This window comes from Sphingomonas molluscorum (assembly GCF_039522995.1).
Taxonomy (GTDB): Bacteria; Pseudomonadota; Alphaproteobacteria; order Sphingomonadales; family Sphingomonadaceae; genus Sphingomonas; species Sphingomonas molluscorum.
The window spans coordinates 142,946-167,402 of record NZ_BAAAEL010000008.1 but is presented as its reverse complement, the minus strand read 5'-3'; the positions used below and the strand labels follow the sequence as shown (position 1 = coordinate 167,402).

Sequence of the window (24,457 nt, the reverse complement as noted above, 5' to 3'; positions counted from 1 at the left end):
ACGGGCCCCGCCCGCCACGGAGTTCCCTTCATTCCCCAGATTGCCGCCCTGCCGTATCGTTCCGAAGGTCCCGCCAGGGACGCGTCCGTGCGCGTCCTGCTGGTGACTTCGCGCGAAACCAAGCGGTGGGTGATCCCGAAGGGCAACCTGGACAAGGGCGAGGCGCCGCATGCCGGCGCCGCGCGGGAGGCGGAGGAAGAGGCCGGTGTTCTCGGCCTCGTCTGCCCGACGTCCCTGGGCTCCTATCGCTATCGCAAGCGGCGGCGCAACGGCGCCTCGCTGATGATCGACGTCGAGGTGTTTCCGCTGGCGGTCAGCCAGGAACTCGACAGCTGGAAGGAACAGTCGGAGCGCGAGCGTCGCTGGTTCAGCTTGCCCGAGGCTGCGGCCGCGGTCGAGGAGCCGGACCTGCGCGAACTGATCCGTTCCTTCGGGCCTTCGGAAATGAAAGCAGCAATACGGCGCACCGATCTGCTCAGCACGGTGGCCGAAAAGTCTAAGGTGAATCGCATGTTCGGATGGTTTCAACGGCTGCTTCCGAAGACCGGAAATTTCTTCGATATGTTCGAGGCGCATGCCCGGACCGTGACGGCGGGTGCCGATGCCCTCGCGCGGCTGCTGCAGGACGGCAATCGCGACCACATCCAGGAGGTGATCGAGCGCGAGCACGACGCCGACGACATCATCCGGGAGGTGCTGCGCACCGTGCGCGAGACCTTCCTGACGCCGTTCGATCGCGGCGCGATCATCAGCCTGATCGGCTCGATGGACGACGCCATCGACGAGATGCAGGCAGCCGTGCAGGCGATCGACCTCTACGAGGTCACCGAGTTCGAGCAGGAGATGAAGGACATGGCGGCGATCATCGTCGACGCGTCCCGGATCACGGCAGAGGCGATGCCGCTGCTGCGCGACCTTGGAAGCAATGGCGGGCGTCTTCACGAACTGACCGAACGCCTCGTCCGCATGGAAAGCCACGCCGACGAGATCCACACGGCGGGGCTGAAGCGCGCGTTCAAGGAACTGGGGCCGGAGGATGCGCTGCGCTTCTCGGTCCAGCGCGAGATCTACAAGCATCTCGAGCGCATCGTCGACGCGTTCGAGGACGTGGCGAACGAGATCGACGGCATCGTCGTCGACCACGCCTGACGCACCCCATGCACGAACTTGCCCTGCCGCTGCTGATCGGGTTGATCCTGGTCGCGCTTGCGTTCGACTTTTTGAACGGCCTGCATGATGCGGCGAACTCGATCGCGACCGTGGTGGCGACGCGGTTGCTGCGTCCTGTCCACGCCGTCGCTTTTGCCGCGGTGTTCAACTTCGCCGCCTACTTCCTGACCATCGCTTTTCCGGCGCTGCACAAGGTCGCCGACACGATCGGCCAGGGGCTGATCGACAAGGACCTGATCACGCCGGCGGTGGTGTTCGGGGCACTCGTCGGCGCCATGTTCTGGAACGTCGTAACCTGGCTGAAGGGGCTGCCCTCCTCGTCCAGCCATGCGCTGGTCGGCGGCATGATCGGCTCGGGCGTCGCCCATGCCGGCATGACCGGCATCCAGTGGAGCGGCCTCAACAAGACCCTCATCGCGATCGTGCTGTCGCCCACCATCGGCATGATCCTGGCGATGCTGGTGATGCTGATCACGAGCTGGCTGTTCGCGCGTGCCACCTCGCGCAATGCGGAGCGATCGTTCCGGGTCCTGCACCTTCTCTCGTCCGGCGCCTATTCGCTCAGCCACGGGCTGAACGATGCGCAGAAGACGATGGGGATCATCACCGTGCTGCTCTACTCGACCGGCTATCTGCACGGCGCGTTCGAGGTGCCGCACTGGGTAGCGATCAGCTGCTACATCGCGATCGCGCTCGGTACGCTGACGGGTGGGTGGAAGATCATCGAGACGATGGGCTCGCGCATCACCAAGCTGTCACAGCACCAGGGGTTCAGCGCGTCCTTCGCCGGCTCAATCGTGCTGTTCTGCGCCTCCCTGCTCGGTATCCCCGTGTCGACGACCCACACTATCACCGGCGCGGTGATCGGCGCGGGAACTGCGCGGCGCGCCTCGGCCGTCCGCTGGGGCGTGGCGAGCAGCGTGGTCGTCGCCTGGGTCATCACCATCCCGGCGTCGGCCGCGGTGGGTGCGCTCTTCTACCTCCTGACGCGGCTGTTCTGAACGACAGCCGCGCTCATCGCGGCAAGCTCGCGTCGAGTGCCTGCGCGACGGCCCGCATGCCGTCGCGGTTGGGGTGGTACGGAACCGGGCCCCTTTCTTCCGCGGCATAGCCGGTCGTCCAGGGTTCCGCGTCGCAGACGTCGTGTTCGCGCGACAGTGCGGAGGCGCGGATCAGGCCGGCGCCCGCCCGGCTCGCGGCTGCCGCGGTCGCCTCCTCCAGGTGGCGCGCCGTCCTCCGCAGCTTTTCGGCCTGCTCCGGCGAGACCGGGGTGCCCGCACAGGGCTGACCGTTCGGCAGCAGGCTGAGATAGTCGACAAACACCAGCCTGGCACCCGGTGCGCGCCGATGCACCTCGGCGGCGATGCGATCGAAGCTCTGCGCGAGCCGCTCCCATGCCTCGTTCGTCGGCGGCTGAATCTCGCGTCCGGCCGAGGCGTTCATCAGGCTGCCGACATAGTTCACGTCGTTGCCGCCGATCGTGACCGTCACCAGCGCCGTGTCGGGCGTTAGCGCGTCCAGCTGCGCCGCCAGCTCGTTCCAGGGACCCAGGATATGCGCCGTGGTGGCGCCCGAACAGGTGACGTCGACCAGCGTCAGCCCCCGCATGCGGGCGAACTGGTGCGCGTAATTGTTCGTCGATCGGCCGCAGCGGGCAGCGGGGGTGGCGACAGGCTCGGGGATACCGGGGCCGGCGGCAAAGGAACTGCCCATCGCGACATAGCGGGCGTTCGCGCCGAGCGCCGGGCGGGCTGGCGCGTGCGCGCACCCGGCGAGCGCCGCCAGGGGCAATGCGGATCCGAGCCAGCGGCTGATGGAATGGCGCATGATCCTCTCCTTCTCTGATGCAGAGGGTAGCGGCCCCGCTGAGAGGCATGCAACCTTTCCCCGAGGTGCCCTTGACGTCCATGATACAAAGTATCATCTCCCGCGCTCGTTGGCGTTGAGGTGCAAGCATGGAACGACAGATGGCCGCGCGGCGGCAGCAATGGCTGGACGGCGCAGCAATGGGGGCATCGCTGCTCTGCCTGGCGCACTGCCTGCTGCTGCCCGTGCTCATCGTCGCGGTGCCGATGCTCGCCGCCTTCCTAACGCTGCCGGAGAGCTTCCACGCGCTCGCTTTCGCCTTCGCAGTGCCGACTAGTGCCGTGGCCCTGGGGCTGGGCTTCCGCCGCCATCGTCATCCGCTGCCGCTGGTGATCGCGGCCCTCGGGCTGCCGCTGCTGGGTGCCGGCGCGTTTCTGCCCACCGGACCCGTGGTGGAGACGGCGCTGAGCGTCGCCGGTGCGCTGCTGTTGGCCCTGGGACACGGCTGGAACTGGCACGCGAGCACCCGCCCGCCGGCCGTTGTCGGCTGAGCTAGAGCAGCACCGCATCCTTCGGAAGGAGCGGCGGCGGCAGATCGGTCCGTCCCACGGCTGCCAGCAGTTCCCGCTCCACCGTGCGGACGAGGGCGTCCAGCGGCAGGTCGTTCGTCTCCTGCCCGAACGGGTCTTCCATCTCATCCCCCAGCGCATCGAGCCCGAAGAAGGTATAGCAGACCACCAGTACGACTAGCGGCGTCCACCAGCCTAGCGATTGCGCCAGCGCGAAGGGCAGCAGCAGGCAAAAGGTATAGGCCGTGCGGTGAAGAAGCAGCGAATAGGCGTAGGGCAGGGGCGTCGCCTTGATGCGTTCGCATCCGGCCTGCACCTGAGCCAGGCCGGTCAGCGGTTGTTCCAGCACCGAGTAGCGGATGTCGCTGATGTGGCCGTCCTGTACGAGCCGGCTGCATGTGCGCCCCACCGACCGCAAGGCCGCATCGGTCGGGTTCGGCTGGTCTGCCCAGTCCTTCCCGTCAAACCAAGGGACGATCGCGGCCGCTTCGGGCTTGCCACGAAGGCGCGCTGCCAGACCGTGGCTGAACCCCACGAGCCCCATCAGCAGCGGCGTTCGGATCTCCGGCGAAAGGTGCGCGGTCTGGCGGGCGAAGGTGCGAACCTCGATGATCAGCTGGCCCCAGAGCTTCCGACCCTCCCACCAGCGATCGTAGCACGCGTTGTTGCGGAAGCTCATGAAGATCGAGAGTGCGAGGCCGATCAGGGTGAAGGGTATCGCGCCGAGCTGTGTGAGTATGGCTGGCGTGCGCGCGGCGAGCAGCACGGCGGCGCTGGCGATCAGCAGCATCGCTGCCAGGCGGGGGGCGATGCTGCCGATGATCGATCCGCGTACGCGAAACAGGATATCCCACAGCGTGGGCCGGCGAAGGACGATCATGGGCGATCCTCAGGAACGATCCACGCCGGTTCCGCCATGCGCCTGAGTCGGTGCAAGCCCCTCGTCAACGGCCGTAGATGCGGTCGAGCACCTCGGCACTGCGCACCAGCTCTTCCGCATCCTCGGTGAAGCGGGGCGAGCGGGCCAGGCGCTCGGCCCAGTCCGCGCCGGCGCGACCGCCCCACGCGTCTGGTGCCTCCGCAAGCAGGTGCCGAGTGGTGCCCTCGAAGCGTTCGGCGCGGAAGTCGTAGAAGGAGCCGTTGAGGTTGCGCAGCGCGGCCGCCCCGCCGGTGCCGTAGAAGCTCGCGTCGATCACCGCGTCCTGGCCGGCAGGCAGGCGCCAGGAGCAGGCGAGGCGTACCACCGTACCGCCCGTCAGCACCAGCGTGGCCACGGCATAGTCCTCTACCTGGCGATCTGGATCGGCGAGGGGGTGCCCCCCGCTCGACAGGTGAGACGTGACCTCCCGCACCTCCGGAAAGCCGAGCGTCCAGAGCGCCAGGTCGACCAGGTGTACCCCCAGGTCCATCACGCAGCCGCCGCCCGACAGGGCGGGATCGTAGAACCACGGCTTGTCCGGGCCATAGGCGTTGTGAAAGGTGAGGTCGATCGCGTGGACATGGCCGAGCGCGCCGTCGCGCACCAGCGGCGCGATCTGCTGCATGCCGGCCGTGAACCGGTAGGAGAAATCCACCGACAGCAGCCGGTCGGCTCGCCGCGCGGCATCGACCACGGCGCGTGCCTCGGCGGCGCTGCGGCCGAGCGGCTTCTGGCAGAAGACGGCGCAGCCGGCTTCCAGTGCCTCGATCGACTGGCTGGCGTGAAGCGCGCTCGGGCTCGCGATCACCACACCGTCGAGACCGAGCGCCAGCATCGCGCCGAGCGAATCGACCATCGCTGCATCCGGCGCGAGCTTCTGCGCCTCCGCCACCATCTCGGGTGAGGGATCGCTGATCGCCGCTGCCTCGACCACGCCGGTGGCGAGCATCGCCTCCATGCGGTGACGGCCGATCCAGCCGACGCCCAGGAAGCCGAGCTTCGGGCGGGTCATGCGGCGTCTCCGAACGTCACCAGCGCCTTCACGAAGCCGTCGGGCTTGTCGCGGGTCGCGAGCAGCGCCTCGTCCAGCCGGTCGAGCGGATAGCGGTGGGTATAGAGCGGCGTCGGGTCGAGCCGGCCGGAGGCCACCGCCTCCGCGGCTTCCCGCAGTCCGCGCAGGTTCACCGCTGGGTCGCGCTCGTGCGCGCTGGCGATGTCGATGCCCTTCCAGTTCCACATCTGCATGTTGACCTGGCGGGGACCGTCCTGGTGATAGCCCGCGATCACCAGCCGGCCGCCCTCGCGCACCAGCTCGCCCGCCAGATCGAGCGGCCACTGCTTGCCGACGCATTCGATCACCCGGTCGCAGCCGCGCCCGTCGGTGAGGCGCTTCACGTCCTCCAGGATGCGCCAATGGTCATCCATGACGATCGTCTCGGCCGCGCCATAGTGACGGGCGAGATCGAGCGACGACTGGCGCCGCGAGATCGCGATCACCCGTGCACCCGCCTCCGTCGCCAGCCGCGTCAGCACCGCGCCGAGGAAGCCGATCCCCACGATCGCCACCGTCTGTCCCGCCTGCACGTCCGCGCGGCGGAAGATGTTGAACGCGCAGCCCAGCGGCTCGCCGGGGAAGGGCTTGCCGGCTAGCGACTCTGGCAGCTTCACCAGCGCCCCGACGTCCGCGACGTCATATTCGGCGTAGCTCTTGCCCGACAGCATCGCCACACGGTCGCCGATCGCGACGCCGCTCACGTCCCGGCCGAGCGCGTCGACGATGCCCCAGCCTTCATGCCCCATGCCGCCCGGTTCGCCGGGGAACTGCGACCAAGGCTGGCCTTCGAACGGCTCGACGTTGGAGGCGCAGACGCCGCAGCCTTCCAGCTTCACCCGGACCTGGCCTGCGCCAGGCTCGGGCAGGGCGACCTGCTGCAGTTCCATGGTGGCGGGCGCGGCGAGCACCGCCGCGCGCATCGTTTCGGTCATCGTCATTCCTGGTTGGATCTAGGATCAGGCGCGCACTTCGAGCGCGGGCTCGGCCGTCGCCTGGATGCCGCCCGCGGGGGCATAGCGGTCGATCATCCACGCACAGAAATCGGCGAACTGCTGCGGCTCATACGGGGGGCTGGTGTGATGCTTGCCCGGCCCCAGGTGCTCGGGCGTGAAGCAGAAGGTGACGGTGACGTCGAAGTCGGCGATCGCCTCCATCTGCCGGTCGAACCAGTCGAGCGCGTTGGGGCGGAAGCTGTCGGCCCAGCTCAGGCCTGTGCGCAGCTTCTTCGTGCCCAGTCGCTTCATCCAGGCGACCGCCTCGTCCAGGCGCGGATCCTCATAATGGAACCACTGCATCAGCCCCATCTCGGAGGCCACCTTGGCATAGTCGTCGAGCGCGGGCTTGGGGGTGCCGTCTTCGCGGATCAGCCCCATGTAGAAATGGCGGTAGTAGCTCGACCCTTCCGCCTCGCGATGGCGGGTGGTGGCGCCCCAGCTCTGCGGGAGGTCGTAGAGCGAATACCAGAAGATGCGGGGCACGCGGCCGATCAAAAGCTCCGCGGTCTTGTTGACGCCGAACACCTGCACCTCTTCCGCCCCGAACGATCCGACGCCGACCTCGGTCACCCAGATCGGCTTGTCTGTCACCGCCTCGATCTCGGCGATCTTCTCGGGCCAGGCGTGGATCGGCCACAGGTTCCAGTCGAGCGGAAAGCCGTGCACCGCGACCGCATCGACGGCGTCGAGCACGCCGCGATCTTCCATCCGCTGCACCCAGGCCGGATCGATCGGCGACATGCCGCCGAGCACGCGGGTGATCGCCGGATTGATCGCCTGGATCGCATTGCCCGCCCGAACCATGGTGTCGGCGAAGATCGCCCACTCGGGATCGAGTTCGGGATCCCAGTGCGACTTGTTGTTGGGCTCGTTCCAGAGCATCGCGGCTTCGATCACTTGCTTCCCCCCTGTTCCGGCCCGCGGGCCGGGTAGACTGCCGCAGGGCCGTATTCCGCATAGGGAACCGGCGCCACGCGACACAGATAGACGTCGCGTTCCGGGCGCGCCTCGACCGTGAAGCCCGAGGCGCGCAGCATCGCCTCCGACGCGGCATGGTTGGGTGCCCACCAGTTGGTCCAGTCGTGCGCGTACTCGCGCTCGATGAAGTGCATCTTGGGATAGCCCGGATCGTCGAAATAGGGGGGCGCGTCATAGGTGCCCGGCACATAGAAGGGATGATCCTCCGGCACCTCGCACACCTCGTCCGACCCGCGCTGCAGCGTCTGGAACAGCATCATGTCGCCGGCGACATGCTCGCGGATGAGGTCGAGTGCCAGCAGCGGATGGCGCAGGTGGTAGAGCACGCCCATGAAGATCACGAGGTCGAACTTCTCGCCCAGCGACGCGACGTCGTAGACGGAGAGCTTGGCGAACTCGACGCCGGTGAAGCCCAGCGCTTCGGTCGCCAGCCGCGCCTGCGCCAGATAGCGTTCGTCGCTGTCGATTCCGAGCACACGGCTCGCCCCGCGGCGCTTCATCTCGACCGAGTAGAAGCCGGCGTTGCAGCCGATGTCGAGCACGGTCTTGCCCGTCATGTCCTCCGGCAGGGCAGGGCCGAAGCGCTCGAACTTGAAGCGCGGATAGTCGCCCAGGAAGTGATCGGGTGCGGTCTGGATGCCGTTCCCCAAGTCGATGTTGTGGAACCAGGGCGCGAGCCGCGCCACTTCCTCGCGGAGCCGATCGGTCGGCATCTTCGTCATTGCGGCACCTCGTTGAGCGTGACGATCCGGCCCTGGCCCCCTGCCAGCGCCAGCGTGGTAAGCGAGCCCGGCGCGCAGTCGAACGCGAGCAGGCGGTCGAGGCTGAGCCCCAGGAAGTGCGCTGCGGCCCCGCGGATCACGTCGCAGTGGCTGACGCACATCACCGGGCCGCCGGCCCCTTCGAGCGAGGCGATGTGCGCGACTGCGCGCGTGGTGGCGGCCGCCATGGTCTCCCCACCGGGAGTGGAGGCGGTCGCGCGCTCGGCGTTCCAGCGATCCCACTCGGGGTCGCCGTGGAGGCTGTCGAAGCTGCACCCGGTCCAGGCGCCGAAGTCGACCTCGTCCAGCGCGTCGACCAGCACCACCTCCAGACCGTGACGCGCGGCGACGATCTCGGCGGTTTCGCGGGTCCGCCGGCGCGGGCTGCTGTGGATTGCGGTGAGCGCGGTTCCGGTGAGGCGCTCGGCCAGCCGTTCGGCCTCGGCACGGCCCGCGGCGTTGAGCGCGATCTCCGACCGGCCGCTCAGGATCGCGCCAACCTCATCATGGCTTCCGTGACGCGCAAGAAGGACGGTCGCGCTCAATGCGCGCCCGCGTCGGGCAGGATCAACATAGATGCTGAAAGCGCATTGCGTCGTCCTTTGGTTCCCATTGTCAGGAAAAAGTTTCCGATCCGGAACGAACCTAGGGAACAAAGATGAAGAAGAAGCTTTTCCTCATCACGGACACAAGCCTTTGAACAGGCTTGCGCGAGCCAAGTCAACGCAGGTGCCGCTGGGGGATGCAGCCGGCACCTAGAGCGGGAGGAAGAATGGAACGAGTTCTCATTACCGGGGGGGCGGGATTCATTGGACGTTTCGTCGCCGACGAACTTCTGGCACGCGGCAACGAAGTGCGGGTGCTCGATAGCCTGATCGAGCAGGTCCATGGCGCGACCGACGGCTCGCAGATGCTCAACAAGGAAGCCGAGCTGATCCGCGCCGACGTGCGCGACAAGGACGCGGTGCTGAAGGCACTCGACGGCATCGACAGCGTCGTCCACCTGGCGGCCGAAGTCGGCGTCGGCCAGTCGATGTACGAGGTCGAGCGCTATACCTCGACCAACGACGTCGGCACCGCCGTGCTGTTCGAGGCGCTGATCGACAAGCCGGTGCGTCGCGTCGTCACCGCATCATCGATGAGCATCTATGGCGAGGGCCTCTATCGCGATGCCGATGGTGAGCTCGTCGAGAATGCCGAGCGCAAGACGCTGAAGGACGGGCAGAAGAACTGGGAGCCGACCGACGTGCAGGGCCGCCCGCTCAGCCCCGTCGCGACCCCAGAATGGAAGCGCCCGAACCTCGCGTCGATCTACGCGCTCAACAAGTACGTGCAGGAACGCACGACGCACATCATGTCCGAGCCGTACGGCATCGAGGGCGTGTGCCTGCGGCTGTTCAACGTCTATGGCCCCGGCCAGGCGCTGTCGAACCCGTACACGGGCGTGCTCGCGATCTTTGCCTCGCGCTTCCTGAACGGCCAGTCACCGCTGATCTTTGAGGATGGCGAGCAGCGCCGCGACTTCGTCCATGTCAGCGACGTGGCACGCGCCTTTGCCGACGCGCTGGTGCTGCCGCAGGCAGTCGGCGGCACGTTCAACATCGGCTCGGGCAATCATCGCTCGGTCAAGGAAGTGGCCGAGGAACTCGCCAAGGCGATGGGCAAGAACGACCTGACCGCCGAAGTGGTGGGCAAGGCGCGCATCGGCGACATCCGCCACTGCTTCTGCGACACGACGCTGGCGGCCGAGAAGCTCGACTTCCGCGCGAAGCAGGACTTCCAGCAGGGCTTGGCCGAACTCGCCGAGTGGGTCGCGCAGCAGACCGCCCAGGACCGCGTCGAGCAGATGCGCTCCGAACTGGAAAAGCGGGGCCTGGTGGCATGACGGGCGAGGGGAACGCTGCGGCGGACCCGCGGCCGATCCTGGTCACTGGCGGCGCGGGCTTCATCGGATCCAACCTCGCCGACCGGCTGGCCGGCGAGGGGCATCGGGTGCTCGTTTATGACGCGCTGTCGCGGGCGGGGGTCGACACCAACCTCGCCTGGCTGCAGCAGCGCCACGGCGACCGGATCGACTTCCTGCACGCCGACATTCGCGACGAGGCGCGGCTGGCGGATGCCGCCGCCGGCGCCAAGGCGGTGTTCCACCTGGCGGCACAGGTGGCGGTGACCACCAGCATGGTCGATCCGCGCGACGACTTCGCCATCAACATCGCCGGCACGCTCAACCTGCTCGACGCGATCCGCACGCGCGCGCCCGAGACGCCGGTGATCTTCGCCTCCACCAACAAGGTGTACGGCGACCTGATCGACCTCGACTTCGTGCTGGAGGACCAGGCCTATCGTCCCGTCGACGCGGAAGTGCGCGCGCACGGTATCGGCGAGGCGCGCCCGCTCGACTTCCACACGCCCTATGGCTGCTCCAAGGGCGCGGCCGATCAATATGTGCTCGATTACGCGCGCAGCTTCGGCCTGAAGACGGCGGTGCTGCGGATGAGCTGCATCTATGGCCAGCGCCAGATGGGCACCGAGGACCAGGGATGGGTCGCCCACTTCCTGATCCGCGCGCTCGAAGGAAAGCCGATCACGCTCTACGGCGACGGCCATCAGGTCCGCGACATCCTCGACGTGTCGGACGCGGTGGACGCCTATGTCGCGGCATGGCGCAACATCGATGCGGTCGCGGGTCAGGCGTTCAACCTTGGGGGCGGCCCGGACAATGCGATCAGCCTGCGCCAGCTGCTGGCCTATATCGGCGAAGTGCTCGGTCGCGACGTGGACCTGAGCTTCTCCGACTGGCGCGCCGGCGACCAGCGCTATTTCGTCGCCGACACGCGCAAGGCGCAGGCTGCGTTGGGTTTGGGCAAGCACGTCGACTGGCACGAGGGCGTCGCCCGGCTGGCCCGCTGGCTGGCGGAGGCGCGCGGCATCAACGCGCCCATCGGCGTCCCGGCGGCGGATGCGCCGGCAGGGGCTGCTTAATGGCGGCGCGGATCCTGATCACCGCCGATGCCGTGGGCGGGGTCTGGCAATATGCGACCGATCTCGCCTGTGCGCTCGCTCCCCTCGGCTTGGAGCCGACCGTAGCGGTGCTCGGGCCGGAGCCGAATGCCCCGCAGCGCGCGCCGGTCGAGGCGGCGGGCATTCCGATCCTGGAGACCGGCCTGCCGCTCGACTGGCTGTGCGACGGCCCCGTTCCGGTGCGCGAGGCCGGCGAGGCGCTGGCGGCGCTGGTCCGGGAGCAGGGCTTCGACCTCGTCCACTGCAACATGCCGACGCTGGCGGCGAGCGGCGCGTTCGGCGTGCCGGTGGTCGCGGTGGCGCACGGCTGCCTCGCCACCTGGTGGGACGCCGCCAACGGCACCAAGCTGCCGCCGGACTATCGCTGGCAGCGCACGCTGACCGAACAGGGTTTCCGCGCCGCCAGCCGTGTGGTGGCGCCGACCGCAGCCTTCGCCGCGGTGATCCAGCGCACCTATGGCCTCACCGACCTGCCGCTCGCCGTGCACAACGGCCGCCGGCCGCTGGTCGAAGGGGAGGGCGCGCCCACCGATTGCGTCTTCACCGCCGGCCGACTTTGGGACCAGGTCAAGCAGACGCGTCTGCTCGACCGCGTGGCCGCCCGGCTGCCGGTGCCGTTCCATGCTGCCGGCGCGCTGGTCGGCCCGCATGGCGAGCAGGTGCCCGCCGACCATCTCCAGCCGCTCGGCCTGTTGAGCGAGGCGGAACTGGCCGAGTGGCTCGTCCAGCGCCCGATCTTCGTCTCTGCCGCTCGCTTCGAACCGTTCGGGCTGGCGGTGCTGGAGGCGGCGGCTGCCGGCTGTCCGCTGGTGCTCGCCGACCTGCCGACCTTCCGCGAGCTGTGGGACGGCGCGGCGGTCTTCGTGGCGCCACAGGACGAGAACGGCTTCGTCGCCGCGATCGAGGCGGTCCGGGCCGATCCCGCGCGCCGCACTGCGCTGGGGGAGGCTGCGCAGGCGCGCGCGGGCCGCTACACGCCGGCGGCAGTCGCGCGCGACATGGCCGCAGTTTACCGCGACCTGCTCGAACCCGCCGCAACCCTCACGCGGAGTGCCGCGGCATGAAGATCGCCTATTTCACCCATTCGCTGCTGTCCTGCTGGAACCACGGCAACGCGCATTTCCTGCGCGGCGTGCTGCGGGAGCTGATCGCGCGCGGCCATGACGTCCGCACGCTGGAGCCGGAGGGCAACTGGAGCCTCGCCAACCTGCTCGCCGACGGTGGCGACGCGGGGCTGGAGCCCTATCGCACCGCCTATCCGGAGCTGTCGTCGCAGAGCTTCGCGCCCGGCACCGATCCGGCCGAGCTGGTCGGCGATGCCGAGCTGGTGATCGTCCACGAGTGGAACGACCCTGCGCTCGTCGCCGCCATCGGCGACCTGCGCAAGCGCGGCGGCCGCTTCACGCTCTTGTTCCACGACACCCACCACCGCGCCGTCAGCGATCCGGACGCGATTCGCGCCTTCGATCTCTCGGGCTACGACGGCGTGCTCGCGTTCGGCGAGACGCTGTCCGAGGTTTACCGCCGCTGGGGCTGGGAAGGGCGCGTCTGGACCTGGCACGAGGCCGCCGACACCCGCCACTTCCACCCGCCGGTGCGCGAGGGCACACCCGAGGGGCTGGTGTGGATCGGCAACTGGGGCGACGGCGAGCGGACGCAGGAGCTGGAGGACTTCCTCTTCCGCCCGGCCAATGCCGCGGGCCTGCCGCTCGACATCTACGGCGTGCGCTACCCGGACGAGGCCAAGGCGATGCTCGCCTCCCACGGCGCGCGCTATCGCGGCTGGGCACCCAACGCCAAGGCGCCGGAGATCTTCGCCCGCCACCTCGCCACCGTGCACGTGCCGCGCCGCTATTATGCGACGATCCTGCCCGGCATCCCCACCATCCGCGTGTTCGAGGCGCTGGCCTGCGGGCTGCCACTTGTGTCGGCGCCGTGGGAGGATGCCGAGGGGCTGTTCCGCCCCGGCACCGACTATCTCGTCGCCCGCGACGGTGCGGAGATGACCCGCCACCTGACGGCGTTGCGCGACGATCCGGACCTGCGCGCGAGCCTCGCCGCCGCTGGGCTGGAGACGATCCGCGCCCGCCACACCTGCGCCCACCGCGTCGACGAGCTGCTCGCCGTCGTCGCGAGCCTCGGCGCCCCGCAAGTTGAGAGGAACGTGGCGTGAAAATCGCCTTTTACGGATCGAGCCTGGTGTCGTCCTACTGGAACGGCGCCGCCACCTATTACCGCGGCATCCTGCGCGACCTGGCGCAGCGCGGCTACCAGATCAGCTTCTACGAACCCGACGCGTTCGATCGCCAGAAGCATCGCGACATCGACGCACCCGACTGGGCCCGCTCGGTCGTCTATCCGGCGACGGAAGAGGCGATGCGCGGCGTACTCGCGGAGGCGGCCGACGCGGACATCGTCGTCAAGGCGAACGGTGTCGGCGTGTTCGACCGCGAGCTGCTGGAGGGCATCGTTGAGCATGCCGCGCCGCATGCGCTCAAGATCTTCTGGGACGTCGACGCCGCGGCCACGCTGGACGAGATGCGCGCCGACGAGGATCATCCCGTCCGCCGCGCGCTGCCGGACCTCGACGCGGTGTTCACCTATGGCGGCGGCCCGCCGGTGGTGAACGCGTACAAGGGCTTCGGTGCTGCCGATTGTGTACCGGTCTACAACGCGCTTGATCCCACGACCCATTTTCCGGTCGAACCCGATCCGCGCTTCGCCTGCGACCTCGCCTTCCTCGGCAACCGCCTTCCGGACCGTGAAGCGCGCGTGGAGGAGTTCTTCCTCAAGGCCGCGGAGCGCTTGCCTGAGCAGCAGTTCCTGATCGGTGGCAACGGCTGGGAGACGAAGGCGATGCCCGGCAACGTCCGCCATCGCGGCCATGTCTATACGGCCGAGCACAACGCCTTCAACTGCACGCCGCGCGCGGTGCTCAACGTGGCGCGCGACAGCATGGCCAACGTCGGCTTCTCGCCCGCGACCCGCGTGTTCGAGGCAGCGGGCGCTGCCGCTTGCCTTATCACCGACGCCTGGGAAGGCATCGAGCAGTTCCTGGTGCCCGACGAGGAAGTGCTGGTCGCGCGCGACGGCCAGGACGTGGCGGATCACCTCGCCGCGCTCACGCCCGAACGCGCCGAGGCGATCGGCCAGGCGGCGCTCAAGCGCGTGCTCGCCGAGCACACCTACACGCTGCGCGGCGCGCAGGTGGACCAGCTGTTCCAGGCCCATGCCGAGCGGCAGCGGGAAGTCGCATGAAGCTCGTCGTCCTCGGCCTCTCGCTGTCGTCCTCGTGGGGCAACGGCCATGCCACCACCTTTCGCGCGCTGCTGAAGGCCTATGCCGCGCGCGGGCACGACATCCTGTTCCTGGAGCGGGACGTGCCCTGGTATGCGGCGCATCGCGACCATGTCGATCCCGACTATTGCCGGCTCGAATTCTATGCCGACTTGGACGGGCTGGACGCCTGGCGCGAGGAGATCGCGGGCGCCGATGCGGTGATCGTCGGCTCCTATGTGCCGGAGGGCGTAGCGGTCGCCCGCTATGTCCAGCAGGTCGCTGAGGGCGTTACCGCCTTCTACGACATCGACACGCCGGTGACGCTCGCGAAGCTCGAACGCGGCGACTTCGAATATCTCTCGCCGGAGGTCATCCCCGGCTATGACCTCTACCTGTCGTTCACCGGCGGTCCGACGCTGGAACGGCTCGAGCGCACCTTCGGCTCGCCGGCGGCGCGTGCCTTCTACTGCTCAGTCGACCCGGCGCTTTATGCGCCGACCGGCACGGAGAAGCGCTGGGACCTCTCCTACCTCGGCACCTACAGCGATGATCGCCAGCCCACGCTGGAGCGGCTGCTGATCGAGCCGGCGCGCGCGCTGCCGCACCGCCGGTTCGTGGTGGCGGGGCCGCAATATCCCGACACCATCGACTGGCCGGCGAACGTCGAGCGCATCGACCATCTGCCGCCGTCCGAGCACGCCAACTTCTACTCGGCGTCGCGCTTCACCCTCAACGTGACGCGTGCGGACATGATCGCGGCAGGCTGGTCGCCCTCGGTGCGCCTGTTCGAGGCGGGCGCCTGCGGAACCCCGATCGTGTCGGATCGCTGGGAGGGGATCGAAGACCTGTTCGCTCCCGGCCGCGAGATCCTGCTGGCGGATGATGGTGCCGCGGTGATCGCCGCGATCGAAGGGGCGGATGCCGCGGCGATGGGGGAGGCGGCACGCACCCGCGTGCTGGACGCCCATACCGCTGCGCACCGCGCCGCAGAATTGGAACTGCACCTCACCGAAGCGGCAGAACGACAGGTGCCGCAGTCTGCTTTGGCAGGAGCCGCCTGATGAACGACATAAGGGACAAGAAGGAGCGGAACATGGCGCAGAATGAAGCTGGAGTGGCGCTGGTCGCGGGTGGAGCGGGCTTTATCGGCTCGCATCTCTGCCGCGCGCTGGTGGAGCAGGGCTATGAGGTGCTGTGCCTCGATAACCTCCAGACGGCGCGCCCGTCCAACCTGCGGCTGCTGGAGGCGCTGCCCAACTTCACCTTCGTGGAGGCCGACATCGTCAACCCGCTGCCCCAGGCGGTGCTGGAGCGGGCCGATCGCATCACGCGCATCTACAATCTCGCCTGCGCCGCTTCGCCGCCGCAGTACCAGGCGGATCCCGAGCACACGATGCTCACCAACGTGGTCGGTACCAACCACCTGCTGCGCCTGGCTGAGAAGACCGGCGCGCGCTTCCTGCTGACCTCCACCAGCGAGGTCTATGGTGATCCGGAAGTGCACCCGCAGGCGGAGGGCTATCGCGGCTGGGTGAGCTGCACCGGCCCGCGCGCCTGCTATGACGAGGGGAAGCGCGCTGCCGAGGCGCTGACCTTCGACTATGCCCGCATGAACCGCGCCGACGTCCGCGTCGCCCGCATCTTCAACACCTATGGCCCGCAGATGCACCCGGACGACGGCCGCGTCGTCTCCAACCTGATCTGCCAGGCGCTGTCCGGCCGCGACATCACCGTCTACGGCGACGGCAGCCAGACGCGCAGCTTCTGCTACGTTTCCGATATGGTCGACGCGCTGATGCGGCTGATGGAAAGCGACATCAACCCCATGGAGCCGGTCAACCTCGGCAACCCGACCGAGTTCACCGTCAACGAGCTGCTGGAGAAGGTGCTGCTCGCGACCGGTGTCGAAGGCCGCGTGACCTACACGCCGCTGCCGCAGGACGATCCGCGCCGCCGCCGCCCCGACATCAGCCGTGCCAAGGCCGTGCTTGGCTGGCAGCCGACGGTCCCGCTGGAGGACGGGCTCGCCCGCACCAGCGCCTGGTTCGCGGAAGAGCTCGGCGTCGAGATGGCCCAGCCCGAGATCCAGGAGCCGCTGCGCGCCCGCGCCTGATCGGCCTCCTGAGGACCTACGTGCCCCGCTCCGGCAGCCGCCGGGGCGGGGCGTTTCATATCGGGACCCAGAACGTCGGCGACGAACGTGCAAATCGTAAACAGCGCGTTAAACTGTTCCTATGGAACAACGACACGCGCACTCGCCTGTGGCCGTTTCCGGCCCATCGCATCCTTTTCGCCGCGCCTTGGCGGATGCTCGCAAAGCATCGAAGGACGCCAGCAGCGAAGAGGATCTGAAGCTCTTCGTCCTGAGCTTCACCGCCTTCTTCGTCTGCTTCTACACCCTCCTGCTATAGCCGCGGTCGCGGGCCAGCGCGGCGGTTCAATCGCACGCGCAGTGCAGCTTCCAGGCCAGCCAGGCCGACAGCACGCACATGCCGGCGACCACCAGCAGCATGTCCTCCGGCGTCACGCCCGCCGCGCTGACGGCACTCACCACGATCGCGCCGATCGTCATCGCGCCGGCGTTGACGATGTTGTTGGCGGCCACCGTGCGGGCGGTCTGGTCCTTGGTGACGGTGGTGGTCAGGAAGGCGTAGAGCGGCACCACGAACATGCCGCCGGTGACCGCGACGGCAAGCATCGTCAGCAACAACCCGACCGCGCGCGGCAACGTGATGAAGTCGTAGAAGCCATACAACGTCCCGGCCGGCGCCTGCACCCAGCCACGCGCCTCCAGCGACAGCGCGATCACCGCGACTCCCATCGCGATCACCGAGCCCGGCGCATATTTCGCCGAGACCTTGCCGCGCAGCAGCGCGTTGATGACCACCGAACCGATCGCCACGCCGACCGAGAAGATCGCGATGGTGAGGCTGGCGACCCGCTCGTTGGCGGTGAGCACGTTCTTCACCAGCGGCGGGAAGATCACGATCATCACCGACGCGATCGTCCAGAAGAAGCTGATGGCGAGGATCGCCAGGAACAGCCGCCGGATGTGCATCGTCGCCGCGACCAGCTTCCACGAGGAGGTGATCGGGTTGTAGTTGAGCTTCAGTTCGGCACCCAGCCGGGGGGCCGCGGGCACCATGCGGCCCGTGATCCAGCCGATCACCGCAACCCCGATCACCAGGATCGCCGAAGCCTCGACGGAGATCCATCCTGCGATCACCGTTCCCAGCAGGATCGAGAGATAGGTGCCGGCTTCCACCAGCCCGGTGCCGCCCAGCACCTCATCCTCCTTCAGATGCTGCGGCAGGATCGCGTATTTGATTGGCCCGAAGAAGGTCGAGTGGGTGCCCAGCAGCAGCACGGCGCCCAGCATCATCGCGAGGCCAAGATTGATCCACCCTGCCTGCGCCACGAACACGCCGGCCGCGCCGAAGATCATGATGCCGATCTCGGCCGTCTTCACGATGCGGATGATCCGTGCCTTGTCGCTCGTGTCCGCGAGCTGGCCGGACAGCGCCGAGAGGACGAAGAAGGGGATGATCCCGATCGCCGTCGCCAGGGCGTTGAAATTCTGTTCTGCCTGCGCGTCCGAAAAGATCTGGTAGGTCGCGAACAGCACGATCGCCTGCTTGAACAGGTTGTCGTTGAAGGCACCCAGAAACTGCGTGACGAACAGGGGAAGGAAGCGGCGCTTCCTGAGCAGCCCGAGCGCATTCAGCATCGTGTCGTCAGTACCTTGTGTCGTTGCATCGCGCAGGCTTGATGCCCGCAGCCATAGCCCAGCGTGGCAAGCGGCTTCAATGCGCGATTAAAGCTTCTCCCCGCTCGCGCCCCGGTGCTAGACCCCGGCGGGTGCTGACGCTTCCCAATATCCTCACGCTCTCGCGGATCTTCGCGGTGCCCCTTCTGGTCGCGTTCCTCTGGTGGCCGCAATGGCATGCCGGCTACGCGATCGCCTTCGCCCTCTACTGCCTGATGGGCGTCACCGACTATTTCGACGGGTATCTCGCCCGCTCGAACGGCACGGTGTCGAAGCTCGGGGTCTTCCTCGATCCGATCGCCGACAAGATCATGGTCGCTGCCGTGATCCTGATGCTGGTGGGAACGCGGCACGATACCGCCCTCATCACCGGAATCCACCTGATCGCCGCGCTCGTCATCCTGTTGCGCGAGATCGCCGTGTCGGGCCTGCGTGAGTTTCTTGCAGGGCTGCAGGTCTCGCTGCCGGTCTCCAAGCTCGCCAAGTGGAAGACGACGCTGCAGCTCGTCGCGTTTGGGGCGCTGATTCTGGCGGGTGCGGTGCCGGACATCTCGTGGGTCCGCGCGGTCGGGCTCGCCTGCCTCTGGGGGGCGGCCGTCCTGACCCTCGTTACCGGCTGGGACTACCTGCGCGTCGGCCTCAAGCACATGGACAGCTGATGGCGCTTGCCATGCTTTATTTCGCCTGGGTGCGCGAGACGATCGGGACGGGGGCGGAGAGCGTCGATCCTCCCGCGAACGTGACGACGGTCGAGCACCTCATCGACTGGCTCTCGACCCGCAGCCCTGCGCACGCCGAGGCCCTGGCCGATCGCGCGCGGCTGCGTGCTGCGCTCGACCAGCGCTTCGTGCCGCTCGACGCTTCCATCAGCGGAGCCCGTGAGGTCGCGATCTTTCCCCCGGTGACCGGCGGATGATCTGCGCGCTGGTCCAGTTCGAGCCGATCGACCTCGCCGCCACGCTCGCGGCGGTGGAAGGCAGCGGTTCCGGCGCAGTCGCGAGCTTCTCCGGCTTCGTGCGCGAGGATGACGGCGTGCGCGAGCTCGCGCTGGAGCATTACCCGGGCATGACCGAGGCCGTGTTGCACGCCCTCGCCGAGGAGGCGGTCGCGCGCTGGCAGCTGCACGCGGTTGCGGTGGTCCATCGCGTCGGCCCCATGGCTCCCGGCGAGCGGATCGTGCTGGTGGCGACCGCCGCACCCCACCGGCATGCGGCGCTGGAGGCCTGCGCGTTCCTGATCGATCGGCTCAAGACCGATGTGCCGTTCTGGAAGCGCGAGCGTCGCGAAGAGGGTGCGCGCTGGGTGGCGGCGCGCGACGGCGATGCCGGCGCGGCGGACCGCTGGCGCTAAAGAAGCGGAGGAGGGCGAACCCTCCCCCGATAACGATTAGCCGAGCTTTGGCACCAGCACGCCGTTCACGACGTGGAAGACGCCGTTCGACTGGTTGACGTCATAGGTCGTCACATAGGCCTTGGTGCCATTGGCATCGGTCAGCGTGATCGCGCCGTTCTCGAGGCCCGCGGTGAGCGGCTGGCCGGCGACCGTGGTCAGCGTCAGCGTGCCGCCGGCACTTTCGATCTGCTTCTTGAGCGTCACGGCATCGAGCTTACCCGACACCACATGGTAGTTGAGAATCTTGGCGAGCGTCGCCTTGTTCTCCGGCTTCAGCAACGTGTCCATGGTGCCGGGCGCAAGCCGGCCGAACGCATCATTGTCGGGCGCGAACACGGTGAAGGGGCCGGGGCCGGCGAGCGCCGTATCGACACCTGCGGTCTTCAGGGCGTTGACCAGCGTCGCCAGGTTCGGCGCGGCCGCCAGGTTCTCGACGATCGGCTTGGTGGCTGCCATCTGTGCGCCACCCACGGCCGGGTTCGGCTTGGCGGCTGCTGCATCGGCCGGTGCGGCGGTGGTGCCGGGCGCGGCCGGCGTGGTCTGCGGAGCCGTCTGGGGTGCGGGCGTCGCGGTCGTGGTCTGCGCCAGCGCCGGCACCGCGGTAGCGGCAACGACGGCCAGAGCGGATACGATCGGAAGACGGAACATCAGTTTCTCCTCAACAGGGGCGGATTGCGCGTCAGCAGCGCAACGCCTGGGGAGGACGATCGGAGCTTCCAGGGGACATGCTGTCCACCCCGCCGGGATGAGCCGTGGTCAGTGCGCGGTGGAGAGCACGCCCGCGAGCAGTCGGAAGTCGCGCTCGCGCGGGGAGGCCCGGCGCCACACCAGCGCAATCTCGCGCGACGCTTTCGGAGCGTCGATCTTGCGGGCGATCACCTGCGTATGGTCGAGGATGCCCGCCTCCACCGCCATTTCGGGCAGCATGGTATGACCCAGGCCGTTGTCGACCATCTGGACGATGGTGTGGAGCGAGGTGCCCAGCATCGTCGCCCGTCCGCGCAGCTCCGGATGCGGGCAGGCGCGAAGCGCATGGTCCTTCAGGCAGTGGCCGTCCTCCAGCAGCAGCAGGCGCGCGGCGTCGATGTCGTCCGCCACCATCGGCCCGGCTCCCGGACGTGCCTCGCCCTGCGGCACCGCCAGGTAGAGCGGGTCGTCGAACAGCGGCGCCACCTCCACGTCGCCACAGGCAAAGGGGAGGGCGAGCAGCACGCAGTCCGAGCGCCCGTGATGCAGGGCTTCGCATGCGGCCTGGCTCGGCTCCTCGCGCAGGAACAGCTTGAGGTCCGGATAATCCTCGCGCAGCCGCGGCAGGATGCGGGGCAGCAGGAAGGGGGCGATGGTGGGGATCACGCTCATCCGCATTTCGCCCGACAGCGGCCGTCCGGCCGCGCGCGCCATGTCGGCCAGCTCCTCTGCCTCGCGGATCACCGTGCGCGCCTTGTCGACGATCGCTTCGCCGAGCGGCGTGAACCGCACCACCCGCCGCGTCCGCTCGACCAGCGTGACGCCGATCAGCGTTTCGAGCTCGCGAATGCCGGCCGAGAGCGTCGACTGAGTGACGAACGATGCTTCGGCCGCGCGTCCGAAATGGCCTGCGTCGCGCAGCGCGACGAGATATTGGAGCTGCTTCAGGGTGGGCAGATAGGTGGTGCTCATGGCGCCGTCTTATCGGCGGCGTCGATCAAGTTCCAGCGATTGAGCGAGCAGGGCGTTGATGCTCCGAAACGCCGCGCCGCGCGTTTCATACTGCGGTTGCTGGAAATTCCGCAGGAGGCGCCCTAAATGGCCTCGAAACGGGGAAGGGACTAGCATGGTCGGCCGGCTCGGCGCGTATCTGGATTCGATCAAGGCCCGGGACCCGGCGCCGCGTTCGCGTGCCGAGATCCTGCTGTACCCGGGTGTCTGGGCGCTCGGCTTCCATCGCATCGCACACCGCCTGTTCCAGGCGCGGCTGTTCTTCCTCGCCCGCGCGGTGAACCACCTCGCCCGGTTCCTGACGGTGATCGACATCCACCCAGGCGCGAAGATCGGCCGCAACTTCTTCATTGATCATGGCTTCACGGTGATCGGGGAGACGGCGGAGATCGGCGACAACGTCACCATCTACCAGAATGTGACGCTCGGCGGGACCAGCCCCGACAACGGCATCGCCGGCAAGCGGCACCCGACCATCGGCGATGGCGTGATCATCGGCTCGGGTGCGCAGGTGCTGGGGCCGATCCAGGTCGGCGCGCGCGCGCGGGTCGGCGCCAACGCCGTCGTCACGCGCGACGTGCCGGAGGGGGCGGTGATGGTCGGCATTCCGGCGCGGCCGACCCTGGTCGACTCCACCGCCTACCAGCGCGACTTCGTGCCCTACGGGACGCCGTGCCGGGAGATGCAGGACCCGCAGGCGCAGAAGATCGAGACGCTGCGCTGCGAGCTGGAAGCGCTGCGCCGCCGCCTGGATGCGGCGGTGGCCGAAGCCGAAGAGCATCGCAACCGCGCCTGATGGGAATCGTCACCCCCTTTCCAGCCAGCGCCGGGCGCCCGAGCCAGACGGGGTTCGAGCGTGCCGAACTGGCGCGCATCCTCGACCTCTACGGCCGAATGGTCGCAGCCGGCCATTGGCGGGATTATGCGATCGACCTGGGGCGCGATGCGGCCGTGTTCTCCGCCTTCCGGCGATCTGCCGAGCGGCCGGAGTTCCGCATCGAGAAGCGCCCGGCGCTCCGCAATCGCCAGGGCATGTGGGCGCTGGTCAACGAGGTTGGCGCGGTGCTGAAGCGCGGGCACGAGCTTGGGCCCGTGCTGGCGCCGGTGGAACGCCGCCTGATGAAGCTGGTCGAGGACTGACACCGCACTCGACGCGCGGCGTTCGCGTCCGGCACCCCTGAATGCACAAACGCGCGCCCTCCGCTGGGGAGGACGCGCGCTGCTGGCGTCTTCCGACGCTTGAAGGCTTACTTTCCGCCCGGATTGCGGCAGCTGTCCTTCACGGTGCGCGAGCACACCGGATAGTTCTGCTGTGCGGCCGGCGGCGGGGTGGTCGACGGCGGTGCAAAGGTCACCGGACCGGTGGTCGACGGCGTCATCGTCGACGAGGGCACGCCCGAGGTCGTGTCGGTGCCGGTGGTGGTGGTCGTATCGGTACCGGTCGTCGTGGTCGTGTCCGACGTCGTCGTGCCGGTCATGTCACCAGTGGTGGTCTGTCCGGTGGTGCCCGGGGTCGTCTGGGCAACCGCGGCGCCGCTGAGCGTGAGGGCGGCGGCAAGAGCAAGGAGTTTCATTGTATCTTCTCCTGGAACTGGTTCTGGCCGACCCTCAACGCGCGATTTTCGGAATCTTTCCGTAACGATTCTCAGTTTCCCGCATCCAGCGCATAGCCTGCCGACCGGACGGTGCGGATGATGTCCGGCATCCCTTCGCCATTGATCGCCTTGCGCAGGCGTCGGATGTGGACGTCCACCGTGCGCGTCTCGATCTCCGTGTCCCGTCCCCAAACCGCGTCCAGCAGCCGCTCGCGCGAGAACACCCAGCCGGGATGCTGCAGGAAGTGCTTGAGAAGGCGGAATTCCGTCGGACCAAGCGGGACGAGTTCGCCCGCGCGACGCACCTTGTGGCCCACGGTGTCCATCTCGATGTCGGCATAGCTCAGAGTCTCGCCGGCAAGGGCGGGGCGCACGCGGCGGAGCACGGCCTTCACGCGGGCGACCAGCTCGCGGGGCGAGAAGGGCTTGGTGACATAGTCGTCCGCACCCGTCTCCAGGCCGCGCACCCGGTCCTCTTCCTCGCCTCGTGCGGTCAGCATGATGATGGGCACGTTCGCCGTCTCGGGCGTGCGACGCAGGCGCCGGCACACCTCAATCCCCGACAGACCTTCCACCATCCAGTCGAGCAGCACCAAGTCCGGCGTGCCCTCGCGCGCCAGCAGCAGGGCCTCTTCGCCGTCGGGCGTGTGGCGGACGTCGAAGTCCTCGCGGCGGAAATGATAGGCGAGCAACTCCGCCAGTGCCGCGTCATCCTCGACGAGCAACATGCTTGGCTTGGCCATGGCGGGTCCCTCAGCGGTTCGATGTGTCGGCGGTCTCGCGGTCGGCGAGGTACCGGCCGGTCGCCGCGAAATAGACCATCTCGGCGACGTTCGTGGCGTGATCGCCGATGCGCTCCAGGTTCTTGGCGACGAACAGCAGGTGGGCGACCTGGCCCACGGTCCGCGGGTTCTCCACCATGAAGGTCACCAGCGTGCGGAAGATGCTGTCGTAGAAATCGTCCAGCGCCCGGTCGCGCTCGCACACCGCAACGGCAGCCTCCGCATCTCGTGCAGAGAAGGCATCGAGGACGTCATGGACCATGTCGCTCGCCATCTGCGCCATGGCCGGCAGCAGCGAGACCGCCTCGATGCGGTCGTCGCCCTGGTGGATCATCGGCACGCGCTTGGCGATGTTCTTGGCATAGTCGCCGATGCGCTCGACCACCGCCGCGATCTTGAGCGCCGCGACCACCTCGCGCAGGTCGTCCGCCATCGGCGCGCGCAGCGCGATCACCCGCACCACCAGCCGCTCGACCTCCGCCTGGATGGCGTCGATCTTCGCGTCGGCGCTGCGGACTTCCTTCGCCAGCGTCGGATCGTTGCGCTGGAGTGCGAGCATCGCGTCCGAGATGCCCTGCTCGGCAAGGCCGCCCATCTGCGAGATCAGCGCGCGCAGGTGCCCGATCTCCTCGTCGAACGCCTTGACGGTATGTTCGTGGCCCGTGGGCATGC

28 protein-coding genes are annotated in these 24,457 nt (G+C 68.2%); 15 read left to right on the top strand and 13 right to left on the bottom strand.

Features of this window, described 5'->3' with window-relative positions; translation table 11 throughout:
• Positions 1 to 87 precede the first annotated feature (87 nt).
• On the top strand, positions 88 to 1,149 hold the full coding sequence (locus tag ABDZ92_RS10120) for a DUF47 family protein (RefSeq protein WP_239435436.1): 1,062 nt from the start codon (positions 88 to 90) through the stop codon (positions 1,147 to 1,149).
• Between the two features lie 8 nt (positions 1,150 to 1,157).
• Positions 1,158 to 2,171 carry an inorganic phosphate transporter gene (locus ABDZ92_RS10115; RefSeq protein ID WP_125960607.1) on the top strand — a complete coding sequence of 338 codons (1,014 nt, stop codon included), beginning with the start codon at positions 1,158 to 1,160 and terminating at the stop codon, positions 2,169 to 2,171.
• Between the two features lie 13 nt (positions 2,172 to 2,184).
• Here the strand turns inward: ABDZ92_RS10115 and ABDZ92_RS10110 are convergent, their stop codons facing one another.
• On the bottom strand, positions 2,185 to 2,997 hold the full coding sequence (locus ABDZ92_RS10110) for an SGNH/GDSL hydrolase family protein (protein WP_125960606.1): 813 nt from the start codon (positions 2,995 to 2,997) through the stop codon (positions 2,185 to 2,187).
• Between the two features lie 128 nt (positions 2,998 to 3,125).
• Between ABDZ92_RS10110 and ABDZ92_RS10105 the strand changes: the two genes are divergently transcribed.
• A complete protein-coding gene (locus ABDZ92_RS10105; RefSeq protein ID WP_125960605.1) occupies positions 3,126 to 3,527 on the top strand; it encodes a MerC domain-containing protein in 402 nt (133 codons plus the stop codon).
• Position 3,528: 1 nt separating this feature from the next.
• Here ABDZ92_RS10105 and ABDZ92_RS10100 read toward each other — a convergent pair whose 3' ends face one another.
• The 6 genes from ABDZ92_RS10100 to ABDZ92_RS10075 all read right to left on the bottom strand — a co-directional run bounded on the left by ABDZ92_RS10100 (position 3,529) and on the right by ABDZ92_RS10075 (position 8,797).
• Positions 3,529 to 4,425, bottom strand: a complete 897-nt coding sequence (locus ABDZ92_RS10100) for a bestrophin family protein (RefSeq protein WP_125960604.1) — start codon at positions 4,423 to 4,425, stop codon at positions 3,529 to 3,531.
• 64 nt (positions 4,426 to 4,489) lie between these two features.
• Positions 4,490 to 5,476 (bottom strand): Gfo/Idh/MocA family protein, encoded by a 987-nt coding sequence (locus tag ABDZ92_RS10095; RefSeq protein ID WP_125960603.1) that lies wholly within the window; start codon positions 5,474 to 5,476, stop codon positions 4,490 to 4,492.
• Complete coding sequence (locus ABDZ92_RS10090; protein ID WP_206432189.1) at positions 5,473 to 6,456, bottom strand: zinc-binding dehydrogenase; 984 nt, start codon at positions 6,454 to 6,456, stop codon at positions 5,473 to 5,475. Before ABDZ92_RS10090 ends, ABDZ92_RS10095 begins: the two co-directional genes overlap by 4 nt.
• 18 nt (positions 6,457 to 6,474) lie before the next feature.
• Positions 6,475 to 7,410, bottom strand: a complete 936-nt coding sequence (locus ABDZ92_RS10085) for a glycosyl hydrolase (RefSeq protein ID WP_125960602.1) — start codon at positions 7,408 to 7,410, stop codon at positions 6,475 to 6,477.
• Positions 7,407 to 8,213, bottom strand: a complete 807-nt coding sequence (locus ABDZ92_RS10080) for a TIGR04290 family methyltransferase (RefSeq protein WP_125960601.1) — start codon at positions 8,211 to 8,213, stop codon at positions 7,407 to 7,409. Before ABDZ92_RS10080 ends, ABDZ92_RS10085 begins: the two co-directional genes overlap by 4 nt.
• A complete protein-coding gene (locus tag ABDZ92_RS10075; RefSeq protein ID WP_125960600.1) occupies positions 8,210 to 8,797 on the bottom strand; it encodes a histidine phosphatase family protein in 588 nt (195 codons plus the stop codon). Before ABDZ92_RS10075 ends, ABDZ92_RS10080 begins: the two co-directional genes overlap by 4 nt.
• A gap of 227 nt (positions 8,798 to 9,024) precedes the next feature.
• Here ABDZ92_RS10075 and ABDZ92_RS10070 point away from each other — a divergent pair, with 227 nt between their 5' ends.
• The 7 genes from ABDZ92_RS10070 to ABDZ92_RS10040 are packed head-to-tail and all read left to right on the top strand — an operon-like array spanning position 9,025 to position 16,665.
• A complete protein-coding gene (locus ABDZ92_RS10070) occupies positions 9,025 to 10,137 on the top strand; it encodes an NAD-dependent epimerase/dehydratase family protein (protein WP_125960599.1) in 1,113 nt (370 codons plus the stop codon).
• On the top strand, positions 10,134 to 11,234 hold the full coding sequence (locus ABDZ92_RS10065) for an SDR family NAD(P)-dependent oxidoreductase (RefSeq protein WP_125960598.1): 1,101 nt from the start codon (positions 10,134 to 10,136) through the stop codon (positions 11,232 to 11,234). Before ABDZ92_RS10070 ends, ABDZ92_RS10065 begins: the two co-directional genes overlap by 4 nt.
• Positions 11,234 to 12,337 carry a glycosyltransferase family 4 protein gene (locus ABDZ92_RS10060; protein WP_125960597.1) on the top strand — a complete coding sequence of 368 codons (1,104 nt, stop codon included), beginning with the start codon at positions 11,234 to 11,236 and terminating at the stop codon, positions 12,335 to 12,337. The genes ABDZ92_RS10065 and ABDZ92_RS10060 overlap by 1 nt, the downstream gene beginning before the upstream one ends.
• Positions 12,334 to 13,446 (top strand): CgeB family protein, encoded by a 1,113-nt coding sequence (locus ABDZ92_RS10055; protein WP_125960596.1) that lies wholly within the window; start codon positions 12,334 to 12,336, stop codon positions 13,444 to 13,446. Before ABDZ92_RS10060 ends, ABDZ92_RS10055 begins: the two co-directional genes overlap by 4 nt.
• Positions 13,443 to 14,531: a CgeB family protein gene (locus ABDZ92_RS10050; protein ID WP_125960595.1), complete on the top strand. Its 1,089-nt coding sequence runs from the start codon at positions 13,443 to 13,445 to the stop codon at positions 14,529 to 14,531. The genes ABDZ92_RS10055 and ABDZ92_RS10050 overlap by 4 nt, the downstream gene beginning before the upstream one ends.
• Positions 14,528 to 15,613, top strand: coding sequence for a CgeB family protein (locus ABDZ92_RS10045; protein WP_125960594.1), 1,086 nt, complete (start codon positions 14,528 to 14,530; stop codon positions 15,611 to 15,613). Before ABDZ92_RS10050 ends, ABDZ92_RS10045 begins: the two co-directional genes overlap by 4 nt.
• Positions 15,613 to 16,665 carry a UDP-glucuronic acid decarboxylase family protein gene (locus ABDZ92_RS10040; RefSeq protein WP_241211815.1) on the top strand — a complete coding sequence of 351 codons (1,053 nt, stop codon included), beginning with the start codon at positions 15,613 to 15,615 and terminating at the stop codon, positions 16,663 to 16,665. Before ABDZ92_RS10045 ends, ABDZ92_RS10040 begins: the two co-directional genes overlap by 1 nt.
• Before the next feature lie 324 nt (positions 16,666 to 16,989).
• Here ABDZ92_RS10040 and ABDZ92_RS10035 read toward each other — a convergent pair whose 3' ends face one another.
• Positions 16,990 to 18,279, bottom strand: a complete 1,290-nt coding sequence (locus ABDZ92_RS10035) for an MFS transporter (RefSeq protein WP_125960593.1) — start codon at positions 18,277 to 18,279, stop codon at positions 16,990 to 16,992.
• Positions 18,280 to 18,410: 131 nt separating this feature from the next.
• Here ABDZ92_RS10035 and pgsA point away from each other — a divergent pair, with 131 nt between their 5' ends.
• From pgsA to ABDZ92_RS10020, 3 genes are read left to right on the top strand one after another with little or no spacing between them, the layout of a single operon-like run.
• Positions 18,411 to 18,977 (top strand): CDP-diacylglycerol--glycerol-3-phosphate 3-phosphatidyltransferase, encoded by a 567-nt coding sequence (gene pgsA, locus ABDZ92_RS10030; RefSeq protein WP_125960592.1) that lies wholly within the window; start codon positions 18,411 to 18,413, stop codon positions 18,975 to 18,977.
• The gene (moaD, locus tag ABDZ92_RS10025; protein ID WP_125960591.1) at positions 18,977 to 19,234 is read left to right on the top strand and encodes a molybdopterin converting factor subunit 1; all 258 of its coding nucleotides are present in this window, start codon (positions 18,977 to 18,979) and stop codon (positions 19,232 to 19,234) included. The genes pgsA and moaD overlap by 1 nt, the downstream gene beginning before the upstream one ends.
• On the top strand, positions 19,231 to 19,668 hold the full coding sequence (locus tag ABDZ92_RS10020) for a molybdenum cofactor biosynthesis protein MoaE (RefSeq protein ID WP_125960590.1): 438 nt from the start codon (positions 19,231 to 19,233) through the stop codon (positions 19,666 to 19,668). The genes moaD and ABDZ92_RS10020 overlap by 4 nt, the downstream gene beginning before the upstream one ends.
• Before the next feature lie 36 nt (positions 19,669 to 19,704).
• Here the strand turns inward: ABDZ92_RS10020 and ABDZ92_RS10015 are convergent, their stop codons facing one another.
• Positions 19,705 to 20,358, bottom strand: coding sequence for a fasciclin domain-containing protein (locus ABDZ92_RS10015; protein WP_125960589.1), 654 nt, complete (start codon positions 20,356 to 20,358; stop codon positions 19,705 to 19,707).
• A 108-nt stretch (positions 20,359 to 20,466) separates the two neighbouring features.
• Positions 20,467 to 21,369, bottom strand: a complete 903-nt coding sequence (locus tag ABDZ92_RS10010; RefSeq protein ID WP_125960588.1) for a hydrogen peroxide-inducible genes activator — start codon at positions 21,367 to 21,369, stop codon at positions 20,467 to 20,469.
• Positions 21,370 to 21,523: 154 nt separating this feature from the next.
• Here ABDZ92_RS10010 and epsC point away from each other — a divergent pair, with 154 nt between their 5' ends.
• Positions 21,524 to 22,204, top strand: coding sequence for a serine O-acetyltransferase EpsC (gene epsC / locus ABDZ92_RS10005; protein WP_125960587.1), 681 nt, complete (start codon positions 21,524 to 21,526; stop codon positions 22,202 to 22,204).
• Entirely contained in the window at positions 22,204 to 22,548 is a 345-nt protein-coding gene (locus ABDZ92_RS10000) for a DUF2794 domain-containing protein (protein ID WP_125960586.1), read from the top strand. The genes epsC and ABDZ92_RS10000 overlap by 1 nt, the downstream gene beginning before the upstream one ends.
• Positions 22,549 to 22,655: 107 nt before the next feature.
• Here the strand turns inward: ABDZ92_RS10000 and ABDZ92_RS09995 are convergent, their stop codons facing one another.
• The 3 genes from ABDZ92_RS09995 to phoU all read right to left on the bottom strand — a co-directional run bounded on the left by ABDZ92_RS09995 (position 22,656) and on the right by phoU (position 24,455).
• Positions 22,656 to 22,982 carry a hypothetical protein gene (locus ABDZ92_RS09995; protein ID WP_125960585.1) on the bottom strand — a complete coding sequence of 109 codons (327 nt, stop codon included), beginning with the start codon at positions 22,980 to 22,982 and terminating at the stop codon, positions 22,656 to 22,658.
• Positions 22,983 to 23,053: 71 nt separating this feature from the next.
• Complete coding sequence (gene phoB, locus ABDZ92_RS09990) at positions 23,054 to 23,746, bottom strand: phosphate regulon transcriptional regulator PhoB (RefSeq protein ID WP_125960584.1); 693 nt, start codon at positions 23,744 to 23,746, stop codon at positions 23,054 to 23,056.
• A 10-nt stretch (positions 23,747 to 23,756) separates the two neighbouring features.
• On the bottom strand, positions 23,757 to 24,455 hold the full coding sequence (phoU, locus tag ABDZ92_RS09985; protein ID WP_125960583.1) for a phosphate signaling complex protein PhoU: 699 nt from the start codon (positions 24,453 to 24,455) through the stop codon (positions 23,757 to 23,759).
• Positions 24,456 to 24,457: the final 2 nt, after the last annotated feature.

Coding starts and splice junctions, on each gene's coding strand:
- phoU (WP_125960583.1), bottom strand. CDS start 24,455: ATGCCCACGGGCCACGAACATACCGTCAAGGCGTTCGACGAGGAGATC.
- ABDZ92_RS10110 (WP_125960606.1), bottom strand. CDS start 2,997: ATGCGCCATTCCATCAGCCGCTGGCTCGGATCCGCATTGCCCCTGGCG.
- ABDZ92_RS10040 (WP_241211815.1), top strand. CDS start 15,613: ATGAACGACATAAGGGACAAGAAGGAGCGGAACATGGCGCAGAATGAA.
- ABDZ92_RS10065 (WP_125960598.1), top strand. CDS start 10,134: ATGACGGGCGAGGGGAACGCTGCGGCGGACCCGCGGCCGATCCTGGTC.
- ABDZ92_RS10010 (WP_125960588.1), bottom strand. CDS start 21,369: ATGAGCACCACCTATCTGCCCACCCTGAAGCAGCTCCAATATCTCGTC.
- moaD (WP_125960591.1), top strand. CDS start 18,977: ATGGCGCTTGCCATGCTTTATTTCGCCTGGGTGCGCGAGACGATCGGG.
- ABDZ92_RS10095 (WP_125960603.1), bottom strand. CDS start 5,476: ATGACCCGCCCGAAGCTCGGCTTCCTGGGCGTCGGCTGGATCGGCCGT.
- ABDZ92_RS09995 (WP_125960585.1), bottom strand. CDS start 22,982: ATGAAACTCCTTGCTCTTGCCGCCGCCCTCACGCTCAGCGGCGCCGCG.
- ABDZ92_RS10060 (WP_125960597.1), top strand. CDS start 11,234: ATGGCGGCGCGGATCCTGATCACCGCCGATGCCGTGGGCGGGGTCTGG.
- ABDZ92_RS10105 (WP_125960605.1), top strand. CDS start 3,126: ATGGAACGACAGATGGCCGCGCGGCGGCAGCAATGGCTGGACGGCGCA.
- ABDZ92_RS10015 (WP_125960589.1), bottom strand. CDS start 20,358: ATGTTCCGTCTTCCGATCGTATCCGCTCTGGCCGTCGTTGCCGCTACC.
- ABDZ92_RS10045 (WP_125960594.1), top strand. CDS start 14,528: ATGAAGCTCGTCGTCCTCGGCCTCTCGCTGTCGTCCTCGTGGGGCAAC.
- ABDZ92_RS10070 (WP_125960599.1), top strand. CDS start 9,025: ATGGAACGAGTTCTCATTACCGGGGGGGCGGGATTCATTGGACGTTTC.
- ABDZ92_RS10115 (WP_125960607.1), top strand. CDS start 1,158: ATGCACGAACTTGCCCTGCCGCTGCTGATCGGGTTGATCCTGGTCGCG.
- ABDZ92_RS10090 (WP_206432189.1), bottom strand. CDS start 6,456: ATGACGATGACCGAAACGATGCGCGCGGCGGTGCTCGCCGCGCCCGCC.
- phoB (WP_125960584.1), bottom strand. CDS start 23,746: ATGGCCAAGCCAAGCATGTTGCTCGTCGAGGATGACGCGGCACTGGCG.
- ABDZ92_RS10080 (WP_125960601.1), bottom strand. CDS start 8,213: ATGACGAAGATGCCGACCGATCGGCTCCGCGAGGAAGTGGCGCGGCTC.
- ABDZ92_RS10000 (WP_125960586.1), top strand. CDS start 22,204: ATGGGAATCGTCACCCCCTTTCCAGCCAGCGCCGGGCGCCCGAGCCAG.
- ABDZ92_RS10100 (WP_125960604.1), bottom strand. CDS start 4,425: ATGATCGTCCTTCGCCGGCCCACGCTGTGGGATATCCTGTTTCGCGTA.
- ABDZ92_RS10020 (WP_125960590.1), top strand. CDS start 19,231: ATGATCTGCGCGCTGGTCCAGTTCGAGCCGATCGACCTCGCCGCCACG.
- ABDZ92_RS10035 (WP_125960593.1), bottom strand. CDS start 18,279: ATGCTGAATGCGCTCGGGCTGCTCAGGAAGCGCCGCTTCCTTCCCCTG.
- ABDZ92_RS10055 (WP_125960596.1), top strand. CDS start 12,334: ATGAAGATCGCCTATTTCACCCATTCGCTGCTGTCCTGCTGGAACCAC.
- epsC (WP_125960587.1), top strand. CDS start 21,524: ATGGTCGGCCGGCTCGGCGCGTATCTGGATTCGATCAAGGCCCGGGAC.